Annotated in this window: 16 protein-coding genes; 13 read left to right on the forward strand and 3 right to left on the reverse strand. The window is 65.1% G+C overall.

The features are described 5' to 3' along the window. Both groL and groES read right to left on the reverse strand, forming a co-directional pair. A partial coding sequence (gene groL, locus VKM35_RS01045) for a chaperonin GroEL (RefSeq protein ID WP_324317441.1) occupies positions 1-1408 on the reverse strand: 1408 nt, incomplete at its 3' end. Positions 1409-1528: 120 nt separating this feature from the next. Further along, complete coding sequence (groES, locus tag VKM35_RS01050) at positions 1529-1813, reverse strand: co-chaperone GroES (RefSeq protein ID WP_324317443.1); 285 nt, start codon at positions 1811-1813, stop codon at positions 1529-1531. A gap of 275 nt (positions 1814-2088) precedes the next feature. Here groES and VKM35_RS01055 point away from each other — a divergent pair, with 275 nt between their 5' ends. From VKM35_RS01055 to accC, 12 genes are all read left to right on the forward strand, one after another. Continuing rightward, positions 2089-2943, forward strand: a complete 855-nt coding sequence (locus tag VKM35_RS01055) for a sulfotransferase (RefSeq protein WP_324317445.1) — start codon at positions 2089-2091, stop codon at positions 2941-2943. A 91-nt stretch (positions 2944-3034) separates the two neighbouring features. Then, positions 3035-4381: an ABC transporter ATP-binding protein gene (locus tag VKM35_RS01060; RefSeq protein WP_324317447.1), complete on the forward strand. Its 1347-nt coding sequence runs from the start codon at positions 3035-3037 to the stop codon at positions 4379-4381. Continuing rightward, the gene (locus VKM35_RS01065) at positions 4378-5172 is read left to right on the forward strand and encodes a hypothetical protein (RefSeq protein WP_324317449.1); all 795 of its coding nucleotides are present in this window, start codon (positions 4378-4380) and stop codon (positions 5170-5172) included. Before VKM35_RS01060 ends, VKM35_RS01065 begins: the two co-directional genes overlap by 4 nt. After that, positions 5172-6449 (forward strand): glycosyltransferase, encoded by a 1278-nt coding sequence (locus VKM35_RS01070; protein ID WP_324317451.1) that lies wholly within the window; start codon positions 5172-5174, stop codon positions 6447-6449. Before VKM35_RS01065 ends, VKM35_RS01070 begins: the two co-directional genes overlap by 1 nt. After that, on the forward strand, positions 6446-7381 hold the full coding sequence (locus VKM35_RS01075; RefSeq protein WP_324317453.1) for a Gfo/Idh/MocA family oxidoreductase: 936 nt from the start codon (positions 6446-6448) through the stop codon (positions 7379-7381). Before VKM35_RS01070 ends, VKM35_RS01075 begins: the two co-directional genes overlap by 4 nt. Beyond that, a complete protein-coding gene (locus VKM35_RS01080; protein ID WP_324317455.1) occupies positions 7371-8471 on the forward strand; it encodes a DegT/DnrJ/EryC1/StrS family aminotransferase in 1101 nt (366 codons plus the stop codon). The genes VKM35_RS01075 and VKM35_RS01080 overlap by 11 nt, the downstream gene beginning before the upstream one ends. 60 nt (positions 8472-8531) lie before the next feature. Next, positions 8532-8876, forward strand: a complete 345-nt coding sequence (gene cutA / locus VKM35_RS01085) for a divalent-cation tolerance protein CutA (RefSeq protein WP_324317457.1) — start codon at positions 8532-8534, stop codon at positions 8874-8876. Then, positions 8873-11068 carry a protein-disulfide reductase DsbD gene (locus VKM35_RS01090; RefSeq protein WP_324317459.1) on the forward strand — a complete coding sequence of 732 codons (2196 nt, stop codon included), beginning with the start codon at positions 8873-8875 and terminating at the stop codon, positions 11066-11068. The genes cutA and VKM35_RS01090 overlap by 4 nt, the downstream gene beginning before the upstream one ends. A 2-nt stretch (positions 11069-11070) precedes the next feature. Next, complete coding sequence (locus VKM35_RS01095; RefSeq protein WP_324317461.1) at positions 11071-11667, forward strand: TlpA disulfide reductase family protein; 597 nt, start codon at positions 11071-11073, stop codon at positions 11665-11667. Positions 11668-11788: 121 nt separating this feature from the next. Next, positions 11789-12268 (forward strand): type II 3-dehydroquinate dehydratase, encoded by a 480-nt coding sequence (aroQ, locus tag VKM35_RS01100; protein WP_324317463.1) that lies wholly within the window; start codon positions 11789-11791, stop codon positions 12266-12268. 37 nt (positions 12269-12305) lie between these two features. Then, positions 12306-12788, forward strand: a complete 483-nt coding sequence (gene accB, locus VKM35_RS01105) for an acetyl-CoA carboxylase biotin carboxyl carrier protein (RefSeq protein WP_324317465.1) — start codon at positions 12306-12308, stop codon at positions 12786-12788. Between the two features lie 123 nt (positions 12789-12911). After that, entirely contained in the window at positions 12912-14279 is a 1368-nt protein-coding gene (accC, locus tag VKM35_RS01110) for an acetyl-CoA carboxylase biotin carboxylase subunit (RefSeq protein ID WP_324317467.1), read from the forward strand. A gap of 20 nt (positions 14280-14299) precedes the next feature. Here the strand turns inward: accC and VKM35_RS01115 are convergent, their stop codons facing one another. Further along, a complete protein-coding gene (locus VKM35_RS01115) occupies positions 14300-15193 on the reverse strand; it encodes a class I SAM-dependent methyltransferase (protein ID WP_324317469.1) in 894 nt (297 codons plus the stop codon). 109 nt (positions 15194-15302) lie between these two features. Between VKM35_RS01115 and VKM35_RS01120 the strand changes: the two genes are divergently transcribed. After that, positions 15303-16847 carry a hypothetical protein gene (locus tag VKM35_RS01120; protein WP_324317471.1) on the forward strand — a complete coding sequence of 515 codons (1545 nt, stop codon included), beginning with the start codon at positions 15303-15305 and terminating at the stop codon, positions 16845-16847. Positions 16848-16995 lie beyond the last annotated feature (148 nt).

Below are 16995 nucleotides of genomic sequence, written 5' to 3' on the forward strand. Positions count from 1 at the left end.
TGACGTTGTTCAGCACCACCGACGGCTCTTCGCCGCAGTTGGTGACGATCTCGCGCAGCGGGGCTTCCATCGCGCGCAGGGCGATGACGATGCCGTGGTTCTGGTCTTCATTGATGCCCTTGAGCGAGGACAGGTTGGCCAGTGCGCGGATCAGCGCGACGCCGCCGCCCGGGACCACGCCTTCTTCGACGGCCGCACGCGTGGCGTGCAGGGCGTCTTCGACGCGGGCCTTCTTTTCCTTCATCTCGATCTCGGTCGAGGCACCGACCTTGATCACGGCCACGCCGCCGGCGAGCTTGGCAACGCGCTCCTGCAGCTTTTCCTTGTCGTAGTCCGAAGAGGTCTCTTCGATCTGCGCCTTGATCTGCTTGATGCGCGACTGGATGCCCTCGGCAACGCCAGCACCGTCGATGATGGTGGTGTTTTCCTTGGTGATCTGGATCTTCTTGGCGCGACCGAGGTCCTTGATGGTCGCCTTGTCCAGGGCCAGGCCGACTTCTTCCGAAATCACCGTGCCGCCGGTCAGGATCGCCATGTCCTCGAGCATCGCCTTGCGACGGTCGCCGAAGCCCGGCGCCTTCACGGCGCAGACCTTGACGATGCCGCGGATGGTGTTGACGACGAGCGTGGCGAGGGCTTCGCCTTCCACTTCCTCGGCGACGATCAGCAGCGGCTTGCCGGCTTTGGCGACGGCTTCGAGCACGGGCAGGAGCTCGCGCACGTTGGAGATTTTCTTGTCGTGCAGCAGGATGAACGGGTCATCGAGCTCGGCCGACATCGACTGCTGGTTGTTGATGAAGTACGGCGACAGGTAGCCGCGGTCGAACTGCATGCCCTCGACGACGTCGAGTTCGTTGTCCAGGCCGGAGCCTTCTTCAACGGTGATCACGCCTTCCTTGCCGACCTTGTCCATGGCCTTGGCGATGAGCTCGCCGATGTTGGCGTCGGAGTTGGCCGAGATCGAACCGACCTGGGCGATTTCCTTGCTGTCCGAGCAGGGCTTGGAGATCTTCTTGAGCTCGTCGACAGCGGCAACCACGGCCTTGTCGATGCCGCGCTTGAGGTCCATCGGGTTCATGCCGGCAGCAACCGCCTTCATGCCTTCGCGGATGATCGCCTGGGCGAGCACGGTGGCGGTGGTGGTGCCGTCGCCGGCGGTGTCGGAGGTCTTGGAAGCGACTTCCTTGACCATCTGCGCGCCCATGTTCTCGAACTTGTCGCTCAGCTCGATTTCCTTGGCGACGGAAACGCCGTCCTTGGTGATCGTCGGAGCGCCGAAGCTCTTGTCGAGCACGACGTTGCGGCCCTTCGGACCGAGCGTGGCCTTGACGGCATTGGCGAGGATGTTCACGCCCTTGACCATGCGGGCGCGGGCGTCTTCGCCGAAGCGGATTTCTTTAGCTGCCATTGGTGTGACTCCAGAAACTTGTTGAAAGAATGAGGTGGGCGGTCAACGGTGAGCCGTGAGCGGGAGGAGCAGGAGCGTGGCGTTTCCGCTCACCGCTCACCATTCACCGCTCACGCGCGGTCACAGGATGGCGAGGATGTCGTCTTCCTTGACCACCAGGATGTCGGTGCCGTCGAGCTTCACTTCGGTGCCCGAGTACTTGCCGAACAGGACCTTGTCGCCAACCTTGACGATCGGGGTGCGGGTCGTGCCGTTGTCCAGCGCCTTGCCAGCGCCGACGGCCAGCACTTCGCCCTTGATCGGCTTCTCGGTCGCCGAATCGGGGATGACGATGCCACCGGCGGACATTTTTTCTTCTTCCATTCGCTTGATGACGACGCGATCGTAAAGCGGCTTGATGTTCATGCTTACCCTCGTGATGGCTTATTAATCAGTGACTTGCTTGAAATTCGGAGTCGGCTGTTAGCACTCGACCCCGATGAGTGCCAATTTTAACGCGCAAACCCGCCAGCAGGTAGCGGTGCGACCCCACCTGAATGGGGCCGGGGCAATGGTTTTCAAGGAACCACGACGCGGGCGCAGCGGGCGATCTTGCTACCTTTCGCCACAGGCACCGCCACCAAACCCGATCCATGCCCTCACGAACCGCGCCGCCGCCGATCGATCCGCCTGCTGCGCCCATGCCCATCATCCTGGGCTCGCCGCGTTCGGGGACGACCTTGTTGCGGCTGATGCTAGACGCTCACCCGGCCCTGGCGATTCCGCCGGAAACCGGATTCCTATTGCTGCCGGCGGCCGACGATGCCGAGAGTTTCCTGCGTGCGCTTACCTCCTATCCCGCCGATTCCCCAGGCTGGGCCGACTACGGCCTGTCGGCGGATGGATTGCGTGCCCGCCTCGACGCCTTGCCCACATTCGCGATGGCCTCAGGCTTCCGGCTGTTCTACCGGATGTATGCCGAGCGCTTCGGAAAGTCCCGCTGGGGCGACAAGACGCCGATCTATACCCGGCATATGCCTGCACTCGAACGCCTGCTCCCCGAGGCACACTTCATCCACCTGATCCGCGACGGTCGCGATGCCGCGCTGTCGCTGCGTCGGCAGTGGTTTTCTCCTGGCGAGGACATCGAGACCCAGGCGCGGTACTGGCACGACAACGTCTCGAGCGCGCGCGCCCAGAGCTCCGTCGTGCGCAATTACCTGGAAGTCCGCTACGAGGATCTCGTCCGCGCGCCGGCGACGCAGCTGCGCCGCATCTGCGACTTCATCGCCATCGATTACGATGCATGCATGCTCGGCTACCACGAAGGCGCAACACAGCGCCTGCAGGAACACGCAGGACGCGCATTCGCCGATGGGCGCCGACTTTCCGCAGAGGATCGGCATCGGCAACAGGCGTCGTCGGCACTGCCACTGGATCCAACAAGGATCGGTGCATGGAAGACATCGCTCGATGCCGACGAGCAGCGGCGATTCGCAGGCATTGCGGGCGACCTGCTGCGGCAACTTGGCTATCACGATCGAGGCAACGCATGACGCAAATCGATCATGCGTTGAATTGCCGCACTTCGGGTTCTGGGATAGTCTGGCCTTGCCCCGTCGCATCCGGGCTCCGGACCACACAATCATGCCGCCCGTAGCCGCCGACGCCAGCTTCGCGATTCGATCCGTAGGCCTCGGCAAGTGCTACCGGCAATACGACCGGCCTTCCGATCGCCTGCTCGAAGGCATCCAGCGCGCATTGCCCGGCAAGCGCTTTATCGCTCCGAGAAGCCGCGATTTCTGGGCCTTGCGCAATGTCGATTTTGCGATCGCTGCCGGCGAGACCGTTGGCATCATCGGCCGCAACGGCTCAGGAAAATCGACGCTTTTGCAAATGATCGCCGGCACGCTTGCCGCCAGCGAAGGCAGCGTGAGCATCCACGGCCGCGTCGCCGCGCTGCTCGAGCTCGGCGCCGGATTCCATCCGGAATTTTCCGGCATCGAAAACGTGTACCTCAATGCCGGCATCCTCGGCCTGAGCCGCGATGAGACCGATGCCCGACTCGATGACATCCTCGCTTTCGCCGATATCGGCGATTTCGCGCAGCAGCCAGTGCGGACCTATTCCAGTGGCATGTACGTGCGCCTGGCATTTTCGGTCGCGATCAACGTCGATCCGGAAATACTGATCGTCGATGAAGCCTTGTCGGTCGGCGACATGGCTTTCCAGGCCAAATGCATGGATCGCCTGCGCCAGTTTCAGGAACGCGGCGGCACATTGTTGTTCGTCAGTCACGACATATCGGCGGTCAAGAATCTGTGTCGGCGCGCGATCTATCTCGAAGGCGGCCGTTTGCTCGAGATCGGCGATGCCCCCGGCATCGTCGACCGCTATACCCGCGATACCCATGCGCAGCTCGCGCAACGGCCGCAACTGCCGGCCGAAACCTGCGATGACACGACTCCGTGCCGCCCCACGCCGGCGGGCCTGAGCACAGCGATCCGTGCTTTCGAGCGCGACCTGTCGAGCCCGCGCCATGGTACTGGCGAGGCCCGTGTTCGCTTGGTCGAGTTCCTCGACAACGATGGCAAGGCGCTCGACATGGCCGACTTCGACCAGGAGTCCAGAGTGCGGATCACCGTCGAGGCGATCGAGGCCTGCACCATATCCGTCAACTACAAGATCCGCGATCGTTATCTGGTCGCGGTCGCCGGCGCCGATTTCCTGATTGCCGACAACGAACTGCTGACACTGTCGGCGGGCGACTGGCACCAGATCGAATACCGCACACGCTTGCCGCTGATGCCGGGCGACTACAGCCTGCGCATTTCCGTGACCACGCCGATCGATCGCCACCAGCATGCCGACTTCATCGATGTCATCGAGATCGTGCATCCGTTCAAGGTGCTGCCGGCGGCGCGCGGCTGGATCTTCACCCAGGTCTATCTGCCCAATACCGTGCGCGTCGAAAAACTGATGGGGCTCGCATGACCCGCGCTGCCGATTCATCGCTGGCCGGCGAACGCGCGGCGTTGATCGTCGGCCATCCCGGTCACGAACTGCGTGTGCTCGGCTGGATGCGCGGGTGCCAGCCGGCAGTCGCGGTGCTCACCGACGGTTCGGGCCATGGCCAGAACGGCCGCATCGAACTGACCACCGATCTGCTCGACGCGGCCGGCTGCAGACGTTCCAGCCTGTATGGCATCCATACCGACAAGGACATCTACCAGGCGATCCTTGAAGGCGAGGACGATTTTTTCCTTCGCCTGGCCGGACAACTCGCCGACTGGTTGCTGCTCGAAGAAGTCGATGTCGTCGCCAGTGATGCTGTCGAAGGCTACAACCCGACCCATGATCTGTGCGCGGCCGTCGCCGGTCGCGCCGCACGCCTCGCGACAGCGCGCAGCAGCCGCGCCATCGCCCATTTCACCTTCCTGCTGACCGGTGCGCCGGTCATGCGCGAGGCGCCGGAGAATGCCGTCGCCGTCGAACTGTCGGCTGCCGCCCTCGCCGACAAACTGTCCGAATCCCGCCGTTACGCCGCGCGTGCCGGCGGCGCGCTGGTGCAGGAAGTCGAGACGATGATCGCGGAGTTTGGCGAAGCCAGCTTCGCGCGTGAATTTCTGCAACCGGCGACGTTGGCCAAAGACTTCGCGGTGTTTGCGCAGCAGCGCCCGTTCTACGAAACGCATGGCGAGAAACAGGTCGCGGCCGGGCTCTATCGCCATGTGATCCGTTACCAGGCGCACGTCGCACCGATCATTCGCGCATTGGCCTCCTGATGTCCGGACCCTTGCGAATCCTGATCACCAACAATTCGCTGGCTGCGCGCGGCGGATCGGAAGTCTACGTGCGCGACCTCGCGCTCGGGCTGATGCGTCGCGGCCATCTGCCGATGGTTTATTCGAGCCTACTGGGTGAAGTGGCCGAAGAACTCCGGCGCGCAACCATCCCGGTGTTTGACGACATCGCTGCGCTCAACGCGCCGCCCGATCTGATCCATGGCCAGCATCACCTCGATGCTATGACGGCGATCCTTCGCTACCCGACGGTACCGGCGCTGTATTTCTGTCATGGCTGGTCGCCGTGGCAGGAATTGCCGCCGGTGTTTCCATCGATCCGGCGCTACCTCGCGGTGGACGACCTGTGCCGCGAACGCCTGCTGACGACGCCTGGCGTGCCGGCCGAGCGTATCGAGGTCCTGACCAATGCCGTGGACCTGAAACGATTTCTTCCGCGCCAGGCCCTGCCCGAACGCCCTGCTTCCGCGCTCGTTTTCAGCAATTACGCCGAACCGGATGGTTACGCCGACATCCTGATGCGCGCCTGCCAGGCTCGGGGCATCGAACGCGTCGACATCCGCGGCACCGGCATCGGCCTGACGACCGCGGCGCCGGAATTGCTGCTCGGCCGATACGATGTCGTGTTCGCAAAAGCGCGTTGCGCGCTGGAAGCGATGGCCGTGGGTTGCGCGGTGGTGGTGGCCGACCACGCCGGACTCGCCGGCATGGTCGACACGGGCAACGTCCGAACTCTGCGCCGCCTGAATTTCGGCGTCCGCAGCATGCAGGCCGGCACGATCAGCGAGGCTTCGATCGCCGCGGCGCTTGACCGCTACGATGCCCGCGACGCAGCCGCGGTGTCGGCCTTCATCCGCGCCGATGCCGACCTCGACGCGGTGATCGACCGGTTGCTGGCGATCTACCGGCAGATTCTCGACGAGCCTGTGGAAAGCCTGCCTTCCGACGCTGCCGCCACGGCGACGGCGACGTATCTGGCTTCGCTGTCGGGACTCCTCAAGGGTCGCGAGCAGGCCGAGGCGCGCGCGTTTTTATCCGAACGCCAGAACACGCGCCTGGTCGAGGCGAGTCATGGCCAGCGCGAGGAATTCGTCGCGCAAACGGCCGCTGCTGTCGAAGAAGCCGCCAACCTGCGGCGTGTTCTGGCCGACGCGCAGGCGGTTGTGCACATGCAGGCCGATGCCTTGCAAGACATCCAGCGCTCGCGCGCCTGGCGTCTGATCAGCCTCTACCGTCGTTTCCGCGCGTGGCTGCGGTGAATTCGACAGACCTTAGCGGTCTTTCGCCGATTCCCGTCGCGGTGGTCGGCTTCGGACGCATGGGCCGGCGACACGTGGAAACACTGATGCGGCTGCCGGAATTCGCCGTGGTTGCGGTGATCGATACCGATCCTCGCCAGGCCGCGGCAGCGAACGCGATGGGCCTGCATTTCTCGACACGGCTTGCGGACATTTTCGATCTGGCGCGCGCGGCGGTCATCGCCGCACCCACCGAGGACCATGCGCAAATCTTCGAACAACTGTCTCAACGCGGCATCGATTGCCTGATCGAAAAGCCGATTGGCGTGAGCCTGGAGCAACTCGACCGGATGAGCGCGGATGCCAACGCGCGCGGAACGCGGATTTTCGCCGGGTACTGCGAACGTTTTCACCCGGCGGTGTCGGCCCTGCGCGCGCGTCTGAACCAGCGTCCGTGCCGTCTCGACATCCGCCGCACTTCGCCGGAGGCGTTGCAACGCCGGTTCGACATCGACGTGATGCTCGACCTGCTGGTTCACGACCTCGACTGGCTATACAGCATCCTCGACGAAGAGCCGATCGAGGCCATCCTGGAATCGGCGAGTGCGCCCTCACACCAGCTCGAGGAAGTGACCTGTCGGCTGCGCTTCGGCAACTCGCTGCAGGTGCACCTGACCGCGAGCCGGATCGCGGCGACGCGCCAGCGCGCGGTGACGGTGACGCGCGCCGATGGCGGGCTCGAAGATTTCAGTTTCGATGCCGCTCCGATCATCGCCAACGACGACAACCTGACCGCGCAGGCGCGGGCATTCGCCGCGGCGCTGCATGGCCAGTCGTCGCGCATCGCCGGCATCGACGATGCCCGCCGCGTCATGTCGCTGGTCCAGCGCTTGCAAGACAGCTTGCCGGCGGACGATCGCCGACCTCCGCTTTCGGTCGCGCATGGCGTCTGACATCGCGATGTTCGATGCCCCGGCCCTGCACGGGCCGTTGCTGGCGGAGCTGGAGGCCGCCGCGGCGGCAGTATTTCGCCACGGCCGCTTCATCCTTGGGCCGGAAGTCGCCGAGTTGGAAACGCGGCTCGCCGATTACGTCGGCGTCCGCCACTGCATTACCTGCGGGTCCGGCACGACTGCACTGATCATGGCCCTGATGGCACTCGGCATCGGGTCCGGCGATGAGGTCATCCTGCCCGCCTTCACTTTCGCGGCGCCGATTGAAGTGGTGCTCCTGCTCGGCGCGACGCCGGTCCTGGCCGATATCGAAGCAGGCACCCACGCGCTGTCGCCGGCATCGGTGGCGACGCTGATTGGCGCGCGCACGCGCGCAATCATCGCCGTCTCCCTGTACGGCCAGCCCGCGGATTTCCCGGCGTTGCAGGCGCTGACGCGCGACCGTGGCATTGCCCTGATCGAGGATGGCGCGCAAAGCTTCGGCAGCACGCTGGCTGGCGTGCGCAGCGGCGCTTTCGGCGACATGTCCTGCAGCAGTTTTTTTCCGACCAAACCGCTCGGCGGTTGCGGCGACGGCGGTGCCGTGTTCACCGGCGACGACGCGCTGGCGACGGCCCTGCGCGAGATCCGCGACCACGGCCAGACGGAAAAATACCGGCACACGCGTCTGGGCTTGAATGGTCGACTCGACTCGCTCGCCTGCGCGGCCTTGCTGGTCAAGTTTCGGCATTTCCCGGCACACCTGCAGCGACGACAGCAGCTCGCGGCGCGATACGACCAAGGCTTGGCCGGGATCGCCACGCCGGTCGTGCGCGCCGATGTGGTCAGCGCCTACGGCCAATACTGCCTCGAACTGGATGCACGCGAGTCCGTGCGCGAGGCGTTGGCACGGGCCGGCATCGCCACGGCGATCCACTATCCCGCCTGCCTGCATCAACAGCCGGCGTTCCAGTCCCGCTGCTTGCGAGCGGCGGCGTTGCCGCAGGCGGAACGACTGGCATGGCGTGGCCTGTGCCTGCCATTGCATCCCACGCTGAGCGACAGTGACCAGGACCGCGTCATCGCAACGCTCACCGACATGCTCGGCTGAGCGGCAGAAGACAGGACCTTCCGCACTGGCTCCGACTGCCGCAGCCACTAGACTGACGCCATGCCCGCCCTGCTCGTAACCTGTCCCTGCCCCGATGACGCATCCGCCAAAGCCCTCGCTGCCTCTGTGGTGGCAGACCGGCTCGCGGCCTGCGTGCAACTCCTGCCCGGCGTCGCTTCGGTGTATCGCTGGCAGGGCGCGATCGAACACGGCATGGAGACGGTGTTGCTGATCAAGACCTGGGACGATCGCCTCGCCGCGCTGAGCGAAACCTTGCGTTCCCGGCATCCGTACCAACTTCCCGAGATAATCGCGCTCCCCATCGTCGGTGGATCCGCGGCGGCCCTCGCCTGGATCCACGAACAAACCCGCGTCGTCGACGCGAACGAGACCCCGTCCCCATGAAGTATTGGCAAAGCGCGGCAACGATCCTGCTCCTGTCCTTGCTGGCGATGGTGCCGCACACCGCCGCTGCCGCGGTCACCGAAGCGGATCTGCTGCCCGTCGATCAGGCCTACCAGTTGCAGGTGAAAGCCGTCAGCCGCGAGCGCGTCGAGTTCACCTGGAAGATCGCGCCGGGCTACTACCTGTATCGCCATCGCTTCGCGGTGCTGCCTGTCGATGCGGCGTTCACCGCCAATCCGCTGCAGCTGCCGCAAGGCCACAAGAAGCACGATGAATTCTTCGGCGACGTCGAGACCTACCGCGACTCGGTCACCGCCGTGCTCACCGGCGCGACCGCGGGCGATGCGCAGACTGTGCAGTTCAAAGTGAAATACCAGGGCTGCGCCGACGTCGGCATCTGCTATCCGCCGCAGACGCGGGTGGTCTCGGTGACGATGCCGGCTGCTTCCGCCGAGGCCGCAGAAAACAAAGTCGCGGTCATGCCCGCTCCTGCGGGTGGCGACGCACTCGCCAGCCTGACCGGCAAATCCAGCGCGCTGCTCAACGCCGGCGATGCCTTGCCCGAAGATCAGGCGTTCCGCGCCGAGGCGATTGCCAATTCCTCGTCCGAGGTGCTGGTGCGGCTCACGCCGGCGCCAGGCTATTACCTGTATCGCGACAAGACCCATTTCAGCCTGATCGGCGCCGACGGCATCGCGCTCGCCACACCACGCTGGCCCGCCGGCAAAGCCCATCACGACGAACACTTCGGCGACGTCGTCGTCTATTTCGATCAGGTCGAAATCCCGGTGCCGGTCACGCGCAGCAACACCGCCGCGCAGACACTCACCCTGCAGGCGCAATTCCAGGGCTGCCTCACCGATGGCCTCTGCTATCCGCCGATGACGCGCAACCTGCAAGTCGCGCTGCCCGCTGGCGCAGGCTTCGTGGGAGCGGGCACGACCACGACGGCAATCGCAACAACCGCGAACACTGCCGAATCGTCCATCGGTTTCCTCGCCTCGCTCCTGCTCGCCCTGCTCGGCGGCCTGATCCTCAACCTCATGCCCTGCGTGCTACCGGTGCTGTCGTTCAAGGCGCTGGGCCTGGTGCAGAGCGGCGAAAGCCGCACGCACGCGAAAAAACACGCGCTCTGGTACACGCTGGGCGTGCTCGCCAGCTTCGCGACGATCGGTGCGTTGGTGCTGGCCCTGCGCGGCGCCGGCCAGGCCCTGGGCTGGGGTTTCCAGTTGCAGCAGCCCGGCATGATCGCGACGCTGACCCTGCTGATGTTCGCGATCGGCCTCAGCCTGTCGGGCGTCTGGCAGTTCGGCGCCGGCCTCGCCGATACCGGGCAATCGCTGACCGAAAAATCCGGCGCGACCGGCGATTTCTTCACCGGCGTGCTCGCTGTCGTCGTGGCCAGTCCCTGCACCGCGCCGTTCATGGGCAGCGCCCTGAGCTACGCCTTCACCGCCCCGGCATTGCCGGCAATGCTGGTGTTTCTCGCACTCGGTCTCGGCCTTGCGCTGCCGCTGCTGCTGATCGGCTTCGTGCCGGCGCTTGCCGCGTTGTTGCCCAAGCCGGGCGCGTGGATGGACACGCTCAAGCAATGGCTGGCCTATCCGATGTATCTCACCGCGGTCTGGCTGGCCTGGGTGTTCGGCAAGCAGCGCGGCACGGATGCGCTGGCGCTGCTGCTGGTCGCCATGGTCGTGCTCGCGTTGGGCCTGTGGTGGTTCGAACGCCAGCGCTTCGCTGCCGGCATCGCGAAAAAAATCCTCGCCTGGCTGCTGCTCGCAACGGCCATCGGCATCGGCGTGGCGGCGTTGCGGTTACCCGCGGATGCGCGCGTCGCCGCGACTGAAGCCGGCATCGTGCCGTATTCGGAAGCGCGTCTGGCGCAACTGCGCAGCGAGCACAAACCGGTTTTCATCGACATGACCGCCGACTGGTGCATCACCTGCAAGGTCAATGAAAAAGCCGTACTCGGCACCGATGCTTTCAAAAAACTGCTTGCCGACACCGGCACGGTTTACATGGTCGGCGACTGGACCAACCAGGATGCCGAGATCAGCCGGTTTCTCGATCAGTACAAGGCGCCGGGCGTGCCGCTTTACGTGGTGTTTCCGGCCGACGGCGGACCCGGCAAGAAGCTGCCGCAGGTCCTGAGTCTGGGCACGATGCGCGACGCGCTCACGGCTGCGAAATAGGCATGAAGCCGCGCGATCTCGTCCTGATCCTGATCGCCGCGTTGATCGCGGCGATACTCGGGTTGGTCGCAAGCATCGCGATCAATGGCCCCGGGCCGCTGCTGCGCTCGGAGCTTGGTCAGCACCTGGTCGGCTGGTGGTTGCGCGAACCCGCGCCAGCCGGCATGAGGATCGACGACATCGGCGACCGTGTCGTCGCGATCAGGCTGCCGGCCCTGCAAGGCATCCGGCTTGCGGCACCGGCGACCGGCCAAGCCACTTTGGTCAACTACTGGGCCAGCTGGTGCGGCCCCTGCCGCGAAGAAATGCCGCTGCTCGATGCCTACGCCCGGCAGCAAGGCGCCGGTGGCGTGCAGGTGATCACGATCGCGCTCGATCAGCGCGCCGACGCCCTGGACTTTCTCGCTGAACATCCGGTCAGCCTGCCGGTGCTGCTGGAAACGCCTAGCCTGCGCGACAGTTCCGTGCGGCTGGGCAATCACTCGGGCGTGCTACCGTTTACCGCCCTGATCGGTGCCGACGGCCGTCTGCGTGATCGCCACATCGGCGCCTTCGAAAGCGCGCAAGACCTGCAGGACTGGGTCGAACAAGCTCGCTGAAGGCGCGCTCCGGCCCGATTAACCAGAATCAAACAGACGTCATCTTCCGGTAAAATGCGCGGATCGTCTGGACAAACCCCGCCGGCCTGAGTAACACTCCGCTTCCGCTCGGGAGGCACCGGTGGCTCAATTCCTCGTCCTGCATGGCCCCAATCTCAATCTGCTCGGCGAACGCGAGCCGGCTGTCTATGGCCGCACCACGCTGGCCGAGATCGATGCTCGCCTGGCCGCCCGCGCCAAGGAAGCCGGGCATGCGCTGAGCAGTTTCCAGAGCAATGCCGAGCACGTGCTGGTCGAACGCATCCAGGCCGCACGCGGCGACGGCACCGACTTCATCCTGATCAACCCGGCCGCCTTCACCCACACCAGCGTGGCGATGCGCGATGCGCTGGCGGCGGTGCAGATCCCCTTCATCGAAATCCACCTGTCCAACCCGCATGCCCGCGAGCCGTTCCGCCAGCACAGCTACTTCAGCGACCTGGCCCGCGCGGTGATCTGCGGTTTCGGCGCCGAAAGCTACAGCTACGCGCTCGAAGGCGCCCTGCGCCTGCAGGCGCCGCGTCCGGACAGCGCGCGCGACGACATTCCGCCCGGCCTTTGAGCCGCCCACCCCTTTCTCATCCCAAGACGAGGCCTGCATGGACCTTCGCAAGATCAAGGCACTGATCGACCTGCTCGAAAAATCGAACCTGGCCGAACTGGAAATCAAGGAAGGCGAGGAGTCGGTGCGCCTTGCGCGCCATTCCCGCCACGCCGCTCCCGCAGCGGCTCCGCCGGCGCCCGCGCCGGCTGCGCATGTCGAGCACGCGCGTCCCGCGGTCACCACCCCGGCGCTCGCGGCCACCGCCAGCGAAGCCCAGGGCAAGGGCGGCAAGGATATGCCCGACGGCCACATGATCCGCTCGCCGATGGTCGGCACCTACTACGCCTCGCCCAATCCCGATTCGCCGCCGTTCGTGAAAGTCGGCCAGACCGTCAAGGCCGGCGAGACGCTGGGCATCATCGAGGCGATGAAGATGTTCAACCCGATCGAAGCCGACGTCAGCGGCACCGTCCGCGCGGTGCTGGTCGAATCCGGTCAGCCGATCGAGTTCGACGAGCCGATGTTCGTGATTTCTTGAATTGTCAGCGGTGAGCAGTGAGCGGTAAGCGGGGAAACTCGACCCGCGCTTTTCCCGCTCACCGCTCACCAATCACCGCTCACGACGCCAAAGTCCCCGCCTTCCCATGCAGAGCCAAACTCCATGCTGACCAAAGTCGTCATCGCCAACCGCGGCGAGATCGCGCTGCGCATCCTGCGCGCCTGTCACGCGCTCGGCATCAAGACCGTCGCCGTGCATTCCACCGTCGATCGCAACCTCAAGCACGTCGCGATGGCGGACGAATCGGTCTGCATCGGGCCGGCGCCGTCGTCGGAAAGCTATCTCAATATTCCCGCCATCATCGCCGCCGCTGAAGTCACGGACGCGCAGGCGATCCATCCCGGCTACGGCTTTCTTTCCGAGAACGCCGACTTCGCCGAACGCGTCGAATCCTCGGGCTTCATCTTCATCGGCCCGACCGCGAACGTGATCCGCATGATGGGCGACAAGGTCGAGGCGATCCGCGCGATGAAGGATGCCGGCGTGCCCTGCGTGCCCGGCTCCGGCGGTCCGCTAGGCGATGACGAAGAAGAAAGCCTGCGCATGGGCCGCGAGATCGGCTATCCGGTGATCATCAAGGCTGCGGGTGGCGGCGGTGGCCGCGGCATGCGCGTGGTGCGCGAGGAAGCGGCGTTGATTTCTTCCATCGCCACGACCAAAGCCGAAGCGAAAGCCGCTTTCAGCAACGACATGGTCTACATGGAGAAGTTTCTCGAGAACCCGCGCCACATCGAGATCCAGGTGCTCAGCGATGGCCAGGGCAACGCCATCCATCTCGGCGAGCGCGACTGCTCGATGCAGCGCCGCCACCAGAAAGTGGTCGAGGAAGCGCCGGCACCGGGCATCACGCCCGAACAGCGCGCCGAGATCGGCAAGATCTGCACCGATGCCTGCGTCCGCATCGGCTATCGCGGCGCCGGCACGTTCGAATTCCTCTACGAGAATGGCCATTTCTATTTCATCGAAATGAACACCCGCATCCAGGTCGAACACCCGGTCACCGAATTCGTCACCGGCGTCGATCTCGTGCGCGAACAGTTGCTGATCGCCTCGGGCGAAAAGCTCAAGCTCAAGCAGGAAGACATCGTCATCCGCGGCCACGCCATCGAATGCCGCATCAATGCCGAGGATCCGGAAACCTTCCTGCCCTGCCCGGGCCTGATCAAGCATTTCCACGCCCCCGGTGGCCCCGGCGTGCGTGTCGACTCGCACATCTACGAAGGCTACAAGGTGCCGCCGAACTACGATTCGATGATCGGCAAACTGATCGTGCACGGCAACACGCGCGCGCAAGCGATTTCGCGGATGAAAGTCGCGCTCAGCGAAATGGTCATCGACGGTATCAAGACCAACATCCCGCTGCAGTCGCGGATCATGGCCGACATCGGCTTCCAGCAGGGCGGCACCAACATCCACTACCTGGAAAAGCGCCTCGCCGAGCGCAAAGAGAAAGTGATCGGGCTGGGCTGATCACAGCCGCGCGACGCGAATCACGGATCGCGTCGCGCTTCCAGCAACCGCCATGGCATCGCGTCGACATCGTCGATGAGAGTGAAGCCGTGCGCGGCGAGCCAGGCGCGATGATTCTTCCTGTGCCAGGCGGGAACGAACGGTTCATGCGTGCGTTGCGCGAGCGCCTTGAAATATGCGCCGCGCCAGCCGTAATCGCGCAGCAGCTGCCGGTAAGGCTGACGCATCTGCACGGCTGACGGCTCGACGAGCACCAGCCGCGCGCCGGGCTTGAGCAGGCGATGCAATTCGCGCAGAGCCTGGTCGGCCTGACGCGGCGGGATTTCGTGGAAGACGAAGCAGGCGCCGGCGCCGTCGAAACTCGCTTCGGGCAGACCGCTGTCCTCGATCACGCCATGCACGTAGGTCGCGCCGGGAAAATCCCGCGCCGCGTGCTGCAGCAGATACGGCGACGGCTCCAGCGCCCAGATGTCGCGAATGCCGGCAGCCTGCATCGCCGCAGTGAGATGCCCGGCGCCGCAGCCGATGTCGAGCACGCGCGGACAGTCGCGCAGACGCGCAGCGATGTCGGCGCGAGCGATGCCCAGGCTGCCCAGCATCACCTTGTTGAACGTGGTCGCGTAACCACGCGTGATCGACTTGGAATAATTGCCGTTCGGCAGGTGGTGGAATTCCTGGAACAGGTATTTCGGCAGTCGGCCCAGCCCGGGCATACCCTCGGGCAAACTGACGCGACGCACACGCTTGTTGAACATCGACGCCCAGACGGTCGCGATGCGCCGCAGCGGACTTCGGATGCGATCCGGCCAAGCATCAGGCAGAGCCGCATTCGCCCAATCGATCGCGACGGCGACGCTCTGCGCTTCGTGATTGTCCGGGTTGGCGATGGCCGCGGTGGCCTGGTCGAAACTCATGATCGGGAATGCGGCGAAAAGGTCGGCCGGCATAGTACGCCAGACCGGCCGACGGACCGAGCGAAACAGCCTGTTTACGCCGGAATGGCCTGCATTCCGGGCGATAATCGTGATCCGGTTCACCGCCCTCGACAGGTTTCCCGCCTTGCTCGCTCGTTTCGCACCCTCGCGCTGGCCGCAGGCCTTGGCTCTGTTGTTGGGACTGGCGCTGGCCCTGGGTTTCTACCGCGGCTTCGCCAACGCGGGCGAATTCAGCGATGAAGGCTCGTTCTGCACCATCGGCCAGGGCCTGCTCGCGGGGCAACTGCCCTATCGCGACTACTTCAACGAAAAGCCGCCGCTGCAGTATCTGTGGACGGCAACGGCGATGCATTTTGGCGGCACCGGCATCGCCGGCGCGCGGCTGGCTTCGACGATCACACTGTTCTTCACCCTGGCATTGCTGCTGTTCGAAATAGCTCGTCGAACGCGCCCGCTGCCCGCACTGCTTTTTTCTGTCGCGATGCTGACCGCCTGCGGCGTGTTGATGCAGGTCTACAACGACACCGCCGAATCGAGCCTGGCCTTGTTGTTCGCCGCCTGCGCCTTGCTGCTGAGCGATGACGGCAATGCCGGCGGCATGCGGCGGCGCGGTGTTTTCCTTGGCCTGCTGCTCGGTCTCGCCTGCGGCTTTCGCATCACCGCCGTCCTGCCAGCACTGGTACTGCTGGCCTCGCCGTGGTTGCGCGGCGCGCGTGCAAGTTTCTCTGCGGGATTCACCGTCGGCGTCGCGCTCTGGGTCAGCTGGCTGGCGAGTCTCGGCATTCTCGACGAGGCATTGTCGGCCGTGCTGTTTTTTCATTGGGGCAATGCTGGTGTCGGCAGTTATTTTCGCGGCGTCGCGTCCGAAACCCTGCCCGCCGTCGCGGCTTGGCTGCTGGTTCTCGTCGTCAGCTGCCACGCCGCGCGCGAACGCCGCCTCTGGTTGCTGCTGTTGGCGATCACTGCCGCGGCGCCATTCTTCGGGCGCATGGACGCGTTCCGCTTGTGGCCATCGACGATCCTGCTGCTGGCGATGTTGTGGAAGCAGGACGCGCAGAATCCGTCGCGCATGCACTGGCAGCTTGCATTGCCGATCGTGCTGCTCGGCTGGCTGGGCTTTCCCGCGCCCGGCAGTTTCGCGCCAACGAAGCAGATCGTCGCCGGCATCGCGCGCCACAGCGCCGCTGGCGAACGCATCTGGGTGGCGCCGTTCGCGCCCAGCGTGTACTGCCTGTCGGGTCGCGCGAGCGCGTCGCGTTTTTATTTCGTGCTGCCCTGGGTGGCGAAACCGTCGGTGCGTGCGGAAGTGATGCGCGACCTGCGCGCGCGTCCGCCGACCCTGATCGTGGAAGTGACGAACTCCGGCTATTCGCTCGACGCCCTGGTGCCCGCCGCGCGGCCCTGGCTGCAACAGGACTATGTGCTGGCAGAAACCAGCGCGGACACGCGCTTCTGGCGCCTGAAGCCAGTCGTGGGCAATCCCGTGGTCAATCCGGCACAGGGCGCGCTGGCGCACGACAGCACCGCGCCATCCGCCACGCCGACAACAACGGCCTCGCCGGCGCGAGGCAAGCGCGGCGAGTTGGGCGATAATCCTGGCCTGCGCCGCGCACCCGGTGACAATCGCGGCTGATGCCGCCCCCACGGAAAGACCGATTGCATGCCCTGGCTTGAACTGTCCCTGCGTTGTCGCGCCGCCGATGAAGCCCGCGTCGAAACCGCGCTCGAAGATCTCGGCGCACTGTCGGTGTCGCTGATGGATGCTGCCGATGCCGAGAACG

The sequence above is a fragment of the Arenimonas sp. genome (assembly GCF_035312645.1).
In the GTDB taxonomy this organism is placed as follows: Bacteria; Pseudomonadota; Gammaproteobacteria; order Xanthomonadales; family Xanthomonadaceae; genus Arenimonas.